Source organism: Actinomycetota bacterium, assembly GCA_040755895.1.
Classification (GTDB): Bacteria; Actinomycetota; Aquicultoria; order Subteraquimicrobiales; family Subteraquimicrobiaceae; genus Subteraquimicrobium.
Genome location: JBFMAG010000130.1, coordinates 1 through 8,838, shown reverse-complemented (window position 1 = coordinate 8,838; position 8,838 = coordinate 1). Strand labels below are relative to the sequence as shown.

The 8,838-nt window shown below is 47.6% G+C and carries 10 protein-coding genes; all 10 read right to left on the bottom strand.

Translation table 11 applies throughout. The features are described from left to right. A partial coding sequence (locus AB1466_06105; protein MEW6189656.1) for a flavin reductase family protein occupies window positions 1-286 on the bottom strand: 286 nt, incomplete at its 3' end. A gap of 30 nt (window positions 287-316) precedes the next feature. Beyond that, entirely contained in the window at window positions 317-1,042 is a 726-nt protein-coding gene (locus tag AB1466_06100; protein ID MEW6189655.1) for a pseudouridine synthase, read from the bottom strand. Further along, window positions 1,039-1,623: an SMC-Scp complex subunit ScpB gene (gene scpB, locus AB1466_06095; GenBank protein MEW6189654.1), complete on the bottom strand. Its 585-nt coding sequence runs from the start codon at window positions 1,621-1,623 to the stop codon at window positions 1,039-1,041. Before scpB ends, AB1466_06100 begins: the two co-directional genes overlap by 4 nt. A gap of 3 nt (window positions 1,624-1,626) precedes the next feature. Beyond that, window positions 1,627-2,352 (bottom strand): segregation/condensation protein A, encoded by a 726-nt coding sequence (locus AB1466_06090; protein ID MEW6189653.1) that lies wholly within the window; start codon window positions 2,350-2,352, stop codon window positions 1,627-1,629. Window positions 2,353-2,375: 23 nt separating this feature from the next. Beyond that, a complete protein-coding gene (gene trpS / locus AB1466_06085) occupies window positions 2,376-3,353 on the bottom strand; it encodes a tryptophan--tRNA ligase (GenBank protein MEW6189652.1) in 978 nt (325 codons plus the stop codon). Window positions 3,354-3,451: 98 nt separating this feature from the next. Next, window positions 3,452-4,051 (bottom strand): site-2 protease family protein, encoded by a 600-nt coding sequence (locus tag AB1466_06080; protein ID MEW6189651.1) that lies wholly within the window; start codon window positions 4,049-4,051, stop codon window positions 3,452-3,454. 163 nt (window positions 4,052-4,214) lie between these two features. Beyond that, a complete protein-coding gene (gene cysK / locus AB1466_06075) occupies window positions 4,215-5,132 on the bottom strand; it encodes a cysteine synthase A (protein MEW6189650.1) in 918 nt (305 codons plus the stop codon). A 13-nt stretch (window positions 5,133-5,145) separates the two neighbouring features. Continuing rightward, window positions 5,146-6,468: a pyrimidine-nucleoside phosphorylase gene (locus tag AB1466_06070; protein MEW6189649.1), complete on the bottom strand. Its 1,323-nt coding sequence runs from the start codon at window positions 6,466-6,468 to the stop codon at window positions 5,146-5,148. Beyond that, window positions 6,468-7,706 (bottom strand): phosphopentomutase, encoded by a 1,239-nt coding sequence (locus tag AB1466_06065; GenBank protein ID MEW6189648.1) that lies wholly within the window; start codon window positions 7,704-7,706, stop codon window positions 6,468-6,470. The genes AB1466_06070 and AB1466_06065 overlap by 1 nt, the downstream gene beginning before the upstream one ends. Window positions 7,707-7,745: 39 nt before the next feature. After that, window positions 7,746-8,636, bottom strand: a complete 891-nt coding sequence (gene xerD / locus AB1466_06060; protein ID MEW6189647.1) for a site-specific tyrosine recombinase XerD — start codon at window positions 8,634-8,636, stop codon at window positions 7,746-7,748. Window positions 8,637-8,838 lie beyond the last annotated feature (202 nt).

The following is an 8,838-nucleotide window of genomic DNA, read 5'->3' as shown; positions in this document are numbered from 1 at the left end:
CTTCGATCTCGCTCACCCCTTTGGGGAAAGACTTTCCACAAATCAATAGTTCATCGAGGATTTCTTCTGGGACGATGTTGACCACAAATTCCCGGGTTTCTCTGATATTCGCCAAGGTGTGTCTCTGGGGTGCCAGGGCAAAAGCGATCAAGGGAGGGGTGCGTGAAACCGGCATCACGAAACTGAAGGGAGCCACATTCGTCCTTCCCCGACCATCGATGGTTGAAATGAGCACTGCTGGTCTTGGTGCCAAAATCTTATAGAAATTTCCCAGTTCAAGTTTCATTATGCTCCCTCCCGATATTCTTTCCCGGTATTACTTTAAACTAACGGTTTTACGAAGGGCTTTTATCTCAGATGGATGTAGAAAGCGGTAACGACCGGGGGGCAGATATCCCAACTCGATGGGACCAAGGGAAATCCTCCTTAGCCTGATGACCGGATGCCCCACCTTCTCAAACATCCTTCTGACCTGGCGCTTACGCCCTTCCCAAATCGTGATCTCCACCACCGTGCTATCCCTCCCCCTCTCGAGAACCTCGACTTTTGCCGAAGCAGTCAACCCATCTTCCAAGACCACTCCCCTTCGCAACATCTGCAGGATGGTCTCCTCTGGATGACCCCTGACCTCAGCCAGATAGGTCTTTTCCACCTTATATCGGGGATGAGCTAGGCGATAAGCCAGCTCTCCATCGTTGGTGAGTAGGAGTAAACCCTCCGATTCCCTATCCAATCGACCGACGGGAAAAACTCTGGTCTCTTCCCCGATTAAATCCATGATGGTCGGTCTATTGTAGGGATCCATCATCGTGGTGAGATAACCCGCTGGTTTATTGAGTAGGATGTAGGTCCTTTCCGCGGTAAACTGGAGCACCTTACCATTTACCTCGATTTTGTCCTCGCTGGGGTTGACCTTTGCCCCCAACGTTTGGACGACCTGACCGTTGACTTTGACGCGACCTTCCAGGATAAGATGCTCACATTTCCGTCGGGAGGCTACCCCCGCTTGGGCCATAACCTTATGAAGCCTCTCCAACCTCACTCGCTTCCACCCTCTTCTTTCGTGGTTAACTTCTGTATTATTTCCTTTCTGGTTCTCTCATTGGGTTCAAACTCCTCTAAGGGAGGTAAACCGGAGAGATCCTTTAGACCGAATGTCTCCAGGAAAACTTGAGTTGTTCCATAGAGTATGGGTTGTCCAGGTGAATTTGCCCGACCTACTTCGCGGATCAACCCCTTCTCAAGCAATGAATTGAGGACGGTTCCGGCATCTACCCCTCGAATGGAGCTTATCTCAGCCTTAGTCACCGGCTGTTTATAGGCCATGATGGCTAGGGTTTCCAAAGCTGCTTGAGTGAGCCTTCTCTGATCCCAGGAAAGGACGAGCTTCTCAACGTAAGGAGCATATCCGGGATGAGTATAAAATCTGTAACCGCCGGCGATCTCTCGAAGCTGAAAACCCCGATTCTGCTTTCGATATTCCTCCGCGAGCTCATCAAGGATTCTCTTGATGGTGACTTCGTCAACCTCCACTATCTCACTCATCTTCCGCAGGGAAAGAGGCTCAGTGGTCACGAAGAGGAGTGATTCAATTATTCCCCTTAACTCCGTGAGTTCCATCATCTTTTACTTCTCCGAGGTCAAGCTTATCTCTATATCTCCAAAGGTTACAGCCTGGCTAAGGGATATCAATCCCCTTTTATAGAGTTCGAGCAAGGCGATGAAAACCGTGACGATTTCGATTTTATCCTCAAGCTCACTGATCAAGGAGGCAAAGGTCTGGCTGCCTCTTCGATCGAGTTCCCCAAGCACAAAATCCATCTTTTCCTCCAGGTTTAAAATGATGGACACAACCGGCGGCGGCTTTTCCGCGAACACGGTGGTTTTCCTGGCCAATATGTCTTGCATCGCTTGGGTAAGATCTGCGACCGTGACCCCTCTCAAGTAATCCGGAAGAATCCGAGTGAATCTTTCCTCCAGATGCTCTCGGCCATAAAATCTGCTCTCAGCCTGGGCTCTCGCGGCTAATTCAAGAGAGACGTTTTTAAATTTCTTGTATTCTAAGAGCCTCGCTATGAGAATATCCCGAGCCTGGGTGGGAGAGATTTCCTCCCAATCTTCCTCCTCTGGAAGGAGATTAGACGCCTTTATTTCAAGCAAAGTCGCGGCGACGAGTAAAAACTCGCTGGCGACTTCCAGATCCACATCCCTCAAATGCTGCAAATAGGCTAAGTATTCTCGGGTAATTTTGGCGATGGGAATATCGCAAATATCTATTTCTTTCCGGGATATGAGATTGAGAAGTAAATCGAAAGGTCCCTCAAAAATCTCAAGCTTAACCTGATAACTCATGGTTCATCTCGAAATAAGTTTACCTATTTTATGTTCACACGACGACGGACTTCCCGCAGGGTGGCTCCGGCGATTGGGCGCGCTTTTTCAGCTCCCTGCTCCAAAATTGTACGAACCAGATCCGGGTCCCTTTCCAACTGGGCCCTTTTCTTCCTAAATTCGGCATGGAAGTCGCTGATCCTTTCGGCCAGAAGATCCTTACAATCGGTGCACCCCCTGATCGCTCCCTCACACTTCTCCCTTATATCCTGAATTTCATGGGAACTGTAGAGCTCATGCAGGGAAAAAACGAGGCAGATATCGGGATGTCCCGGATCGGTGCGGTAAATCCGCTGGGGATCGGTGATCGCCATTCTTATCTTTCTTCCGATTTCATCGGGCGAATCGCTTAAATTGACAGCATTATTATAGCTCTTGCTCATCTTCCGTCCATCGATTCCCAATAGCTTTTTAATGGGAGAAAGAAGGGGTTGAGGTTCAGGGAAATAATCTCCGTATAAATTATTGAAGCGACGTACGATTTCCCGAGCGAGCTCAAGATGGGGCAACTGATCCTCACCAACGGGAACAAATTCTCCATGATAAAGTATGATATCCGCAGTTTGAAGGACGGGATAACCCACAAATCCATGGGTTGCTATCTCCTTACCCTTTAACTCGCGTAGCTGTTCTTTATAGGTTGGACAGCGCTCCAACCAAGCTAGAGGAGTGAGCATGGATAAATACAGACTTAACTCCGCCACTTCGGGAACACTCGATTGCTTAAAAATCACACATTTTCCTGGGTCTAGACCAGCGGCAACCCAGTCTATTATCATTTCGTTTATATCCTCTTGTAAGCTCGCAACGTCATCGTATCTCGTGGTCAGGGCGTGCCAATCCGCCACGAAGAAAAAGGATTCATATTCATCTTGCAGACGAATCCAATTGGTCAAGGTACCATGATAGTGACCCAAATGTAATTTCCCAGTGGGACGATAACCGCTAACAACCCTAGCCACTTTCAGTTCCCCTCTCCAATGCAATTCCCAGATGTCCTACAGACCTAGAGGTCTCCGCTTTTAATATTTCAACATCTATTCTACAAAACCTTTCCCTTTCATCGCCAGGTAGCACCGGGCAGGAAAAGCCCTAGAATGAGATCGATAATTGGAGTCAAAAAACGAGGAAAGACGAACATCAAAAGAACCAGGATTAACACTCCATACCTCTCAAGCCACCTGTAAAAAGAAAATCTACCACTGGGGATAAATGCCGCCATTATTCTTAATCCATCCAAGGGAGGGATGGGTATTAGATTAAATATCCCCAGGGCTACATTGATTCGGAGTATGTAGAAAAAGATCGAATAACCGAGGTCACGGGGGATAAAACCCGATCTCATGAGGAAGCTGGCAACAAAAGCGGTGATAAAATTGGCCATCGGTCCAGCCAGTCCCACATACATCATATCCCTCTTAGGATTTTCAAAATGTGCCGGATTGACGGGTACCGGCTTTGCCCAGCCGATATGGAATATGAGGAGCATGAGTGTTCCCAGGGGATCCAGATGGTGGATGGGATTCAAGGAAAGCCTCCCCGCATGGCGAGCGGTTGGATCGCCCAGCATTTCAGCCACTTTGCCATGAGCATATTCATGAACGGTAACGGCGATGAGTAAAGCTGGTACTACGAGTACGAGCTCCACTAAACTTCCCAATTTTGTACCTTTCCCATTAAATGAACTTTAGAGCACCCAAAATACCTGGAAATTGCGATCAAAATTTATTTTAGTGATAAATAGATTGTAGCCTAGACATAATTCACGCTTAATAATCACCCTATTTATGTCTGAGGCACAGGATATTGTAGTTTCACAGGGATTAGTTAAAGAGTTCCGTGCTCAGATACTTCTCACCACCGTCAGGGAAAATTACCACCAAAACGCCACCATTCATCATCTGAGCCTGCCTCATGGCTTCAAACATAGCAGCTCCTGAAGACATGCCCACAAAAAGTCCTTCCTCCTTGGCCAGTCGTCTTGCCGTGGCGAAAGCATCCTCGTCCGTAACTTTGGCTATTTCATCTATCATCTCGCTATCAAATATGGCTGGAATGAATCCTTCACCCAAACATTTCAGCCCCTGTATCTTCGATTTGCGATAGGGTTCAACGCCAATTATTTTTATCTTGGGATTGTTTTCCCTCAATCTTCTGCCCACACCCACTATGGTTCCACTCGTGCCGATTCCGGCGACGAAGACATCCACGCGTCCCACCTGCTCAAGAATTTCTTTGCCGGTCGTCTCATAATGGGCCAATACATTGTTTGGATTGGCGAATTGATCAGGCATGAAATATTTTGGATCCTTAGCCAATTTTCCTGCCTCTTCGTAAGCCCCGGATACACCGGCTTCACTTGGAGTCAGAATCAACTCCGCACCATAAGCTCTTAAAACCTTCCTCCGTTCGATGCTCATACTCTCGGGCATCACGATTTGAACCCTATACCCCTTGAGTCTTCCAACGAAAGCCAGACCAATACCCGTATTTCCGCTTGTGGCTTCAACTATGATCTTATCCTTGGTTAGCTCGCCGATTTCTTCCGCTTTCTCGATCATGTATTTGGCAATACGGTCTTTCACCGAACCGCCTGGATTAAAGCCCTCAAGCTTGGCATAAATCGTTGCCTTGGGGTTCGGATTCATCCTATTGATCCTCACCACTGGGGTATTGCCGATCAATTCCAATACATCCCTTGCCATAGCAACCTCCTGGCAATCGATTTCAAAATCGTTCACGTTTCCCGCCTTCTCATCTACTCACTTTATTTTCGGTGATTATATCATAAATTAAAGGTCTAGGTTGAGGTCTCTCATCGGAGATTATGATCGCCTCTTTTAAGATGGAAATCGCCTTTTGCAGCTTACCGTAGTGATTAGCATGAATTTTGACAATGGGTTCTCCAAACTCGACTCTATCTCCCACCTTACGATATAAAACCAGTCCCACGGAAAGATCTACCGCACTTTCCTTGGTCTCCCTTCCGGCTCCCAATTCCATGACCGCTTCACCAATCTTTTTTGCATCCATGGATAAAATATACCCTTCTTTCCCGGCCAAGTAGTCCTCAACCATCGAAGACCGGGGTAAGATACCTTGATCGGAAAGGACATCGGGGTCACCTCTCTGGGCTTCAATGAGTTGGCCAAATTTATCCAAAGCTTTGCCAGTAGAGAGTGTATCCTTTAACAACGCTCTCCCTTCCTCCGGTTTAGAAACAATTCCCGCCAAAACCAGCATGTAAGAACCCAGGGTGAAACACAATTCCGCAAGATCGGGAGGTCCCTTTCCCTTGAGCGTATCGATGGCTTCTTTGACCTCCAAAGCATTGCCCACCGCAAATCCCAGGGGCTGATCCATATCGCTTATTATGGCCACGGTTTGTCGACCCATTTTATGTCCTATGGTCACCAACATCTCAGCCAATTTTCGGGACTCCGATAAAGTCTCCATAAAAGCTCCAGAGCCAGTTTTTACATCCAAAACGATGGCATCGGCTCCACCGGCAATCTTCTTGCCCATAACACTGCTGGCTATCAAGGGGATACTGGATACGGTGGCAGTGACATCCCTCAATGCGTAAATTTTCTTATCCGCGGGGACGATGTCCGCCGTGGCGCCAGCGATGGCAACTCCAATGCGATTTACCTGCCCGATGAATTGCTCTTTAGAAAGATTGACGTTGAAGCCGGGGATGGATTCGAGCTTATCCAAGGTGCCACCGGTGTGCCCCAGCGCCCGTCCAGACATCTTGGCCACCGGTACTCCCGCGGCGGCCACCAAGGGTGCGAGGATCAAAGTTGTGGTATCCCCAACCCCTCCCGTGCTGTGTTTATCAACCTTTATTCCCTTGACCGAACTCAAATCTACACATCTCCCGGAGGCGATCATGGATCTGGTCAAATTGATGGTTTCTTCTTCATTCAACCCTTTAATGTATGCAGCCATAAGAAATGCCGACATCTGATAATCCGAGATGAGACCCTCAACAAAGCCTCGAACCATGAAATCGATCTCTTCCGCACTAAGTCTTAATCCATCTCTTTTTCTAGCTATGATATCGTATGCTCTCATCATCCATCCTCCTTGACGGGACACTTAAGGACATTGGAATGAGGTTTTTTGTCTTTGTTTTGTCTTAGTATCTCTTTAAAAAAGCTGGTTCCCTCAACTGGCGCCTCGAATCCTAGCAGGTCGGCAACTGTTTTGCCTAAATCGGCGAAGGTTTTGCGAATCCCCAAATTTACCCCGGATTTGATTTGTTCCCCATAGACCAAAAGGGGCACATATTCCCGAGAGTGGTCGGTACTGGGAGTGGTGGGATCACAACCGTGATCGGCCGTAAAGATTAAAACATCCTCCGATCTCAATGCACCTAGAATTTCGGGAATGCGGGCATCTACCTCTTCTAACCCTTTCGCGTATCCAAGGGGATTATTTCTATGACCCCAGAGCATATCGAAGTCGACTAAATTGGCAAAGATGATACCAGCCGCGATGTGGTGCATATACTCGAGGGTCTTGTTTATCACATCCATATTGTTTTCGGTGTGCCGACATTCGGTTATACCTCTATATCCAAATATCTCTCCTATTTTTCCAACGGCATAAACTTCTACTCCACCATCCAAGGCGTAATCCAGAATGGTTTTGGTTGGAGGTTTAAGGGAAAAATCCTTGCGGCGATGGGTTCTCACAAAGCTTCCTGGTTTCCCAAGAAATGGGCGGGCAATCACCCGTCCCACATTATGCTTTCCCTTAAGCATCTCCCGAGCTACCTCGCACATACCATAAAGCTCAGGTACAGGTATAACTTCCTCGTGGGCGGCGATTTGAAAAACGCTGTCCGCAGAGGTATAAACGATGGGGTAGCCGGTACGCAAGTGCTCCTCACCTAACTCTTTTATTATCTCCGTCCCAGAAGCCGGTTTATTACCCAGTATCCTCCGCCCAATCCTTCGCTGAAATTCCTCAATGATTTCGGGAGGAAAACCTCGGGGATAGGTAGGGAAAGGTTTGGGCAGGTACAATCCCATGAGTTCCCAATGGCCCGTGGTGGTATCCTTTCCTGTGGATCTTTCGATCATCTTGCCATAGGATGCCAGTGGATTTTCAGAAGGGGGAACACCCTCAATGGGGATGATATTCCCCAGTCCAAACCCTTGAAACCACGGAAGATGCAGACCTCCAACGGCCCTGGCGGTATTCCCCAGGGTGTTACTCCCCTCATCGCCATATCTGGGAGCATCGGGAAGTTCCCCCACCCCTACGCTGTCCAAAATTACGATGATGACCCTTTTAACCCAACTCAATTTCTTTCAGATCCGTTCGGGCTTCCCCTTGAACTCAAGCTATGTTCTTCTGGCACGCGGGTGAGTTTCAAGGTAAATCTCCTTTAAATCCTGGCGGGTAAGACTGGTATAGATTTGAGTTGTGGAGATGAAGGCATGCCCCAACATCTCCTGTACGGCTCGAAGGTCCGCACCCGCCTCAAGGAGATGAGTAGCGAAGGAATGTCTCAGCGTATGAGGGTGAATATTCTTCAGGCCAGCTTGAACCGCATATTTCTTAAGGATGTTCCAACATCCCTGACGAGTGAGACGCTTTCCGCGAGCATTCACGAATAACGCAGGCATATGCAATGCTTTGACCAATTTAGGTCGCCCCTGCCTCACATAGTTTGATAAAGCGTCAAGGGCGTAAGTTCCCAAGGGGACGATTCTCTCCTTCGAGCCCTTCCCCATACATCTTACACATCCCTCTTTGAAATCCACATCATCGAGATCCATGGCCACCAGTTCAGAAACCCTTACCCCCGAAGCGTACAAAACCTCCAAAATTGCTTTGTCCCTCAAGCTCAGCGGATCTTGACCTTTGGGCTGAGTGAGCAACATTTCTACCTCCTCAACGGAGAGAACGAAGGGAAGCTTCTTGGAAATTTTTGGAAACCTAAGATCGATGGTGGGGAAGTTCTCCGTTAACCCCTCTCGAACTAAAAATTTATGGAAGGTTTTAATGGCGGCGACCTTTCGAGAAATACTTGAAGGCGATAATTCCTCCTTGAGGATAGCCAGAAAATTTATGATATCCGAACGGGATATCTTGTCGGGGGAAGAAATTCCCCTGTCACGAAGGAAGTTCATATAACCATAAAGATCCCTTTCATATGCTTGGATGGTGTTTTGAGCTAAACCCTTTTCCACGCTGAGGTAATTGAGGTATTCGCGTATTAATTCTTCCATACAGCATCCTTGAGTAGCAAAAATTCTTGATTAATAACAATTTATTGTTAGGTCATGTGCCCTAGATATAATCATGCAGCAAATTCTGAAATTACGACCATGTACAACAATTTCAATGATTCCTACTCTCTATCCGCCATCGACTGCAAATACCTCTCGGCAAGAGAAAGACCAATGATCGTTTTGCCATCCCTTATTTCCC

Bases quoted from the DNA above. Each gene is read 5' to 3' on its own strand.
- scpB (MEW6189654.1), bottom strand. From the start codon at position 1,623: ATGATGGAACTCACGGAGTTAAGGGGAATAATTGAATCACTCCTCTTC.
- AB1466_06070 (MEW6189649.1), bottom strand. From the start codon at position 6,468: ATGAGAGCATACGATATCATAGCTAGAAAAAGAGATGGATTAAGACTT.
- AB1466_06090 (MEW6189653.1), bottom strand. From the start codon at position 2,352: ATGAGTTATCAGGTTAAGCTTGAGATTTTTGAGGGACCTTTCGATTTA.
- xerD (MEW6189647.1), bottom strand. From the start codon at position 8,636: ATGGAAGAATTAATACGCGAATACCTCAATTACCTCAGCGTGGAAAAG.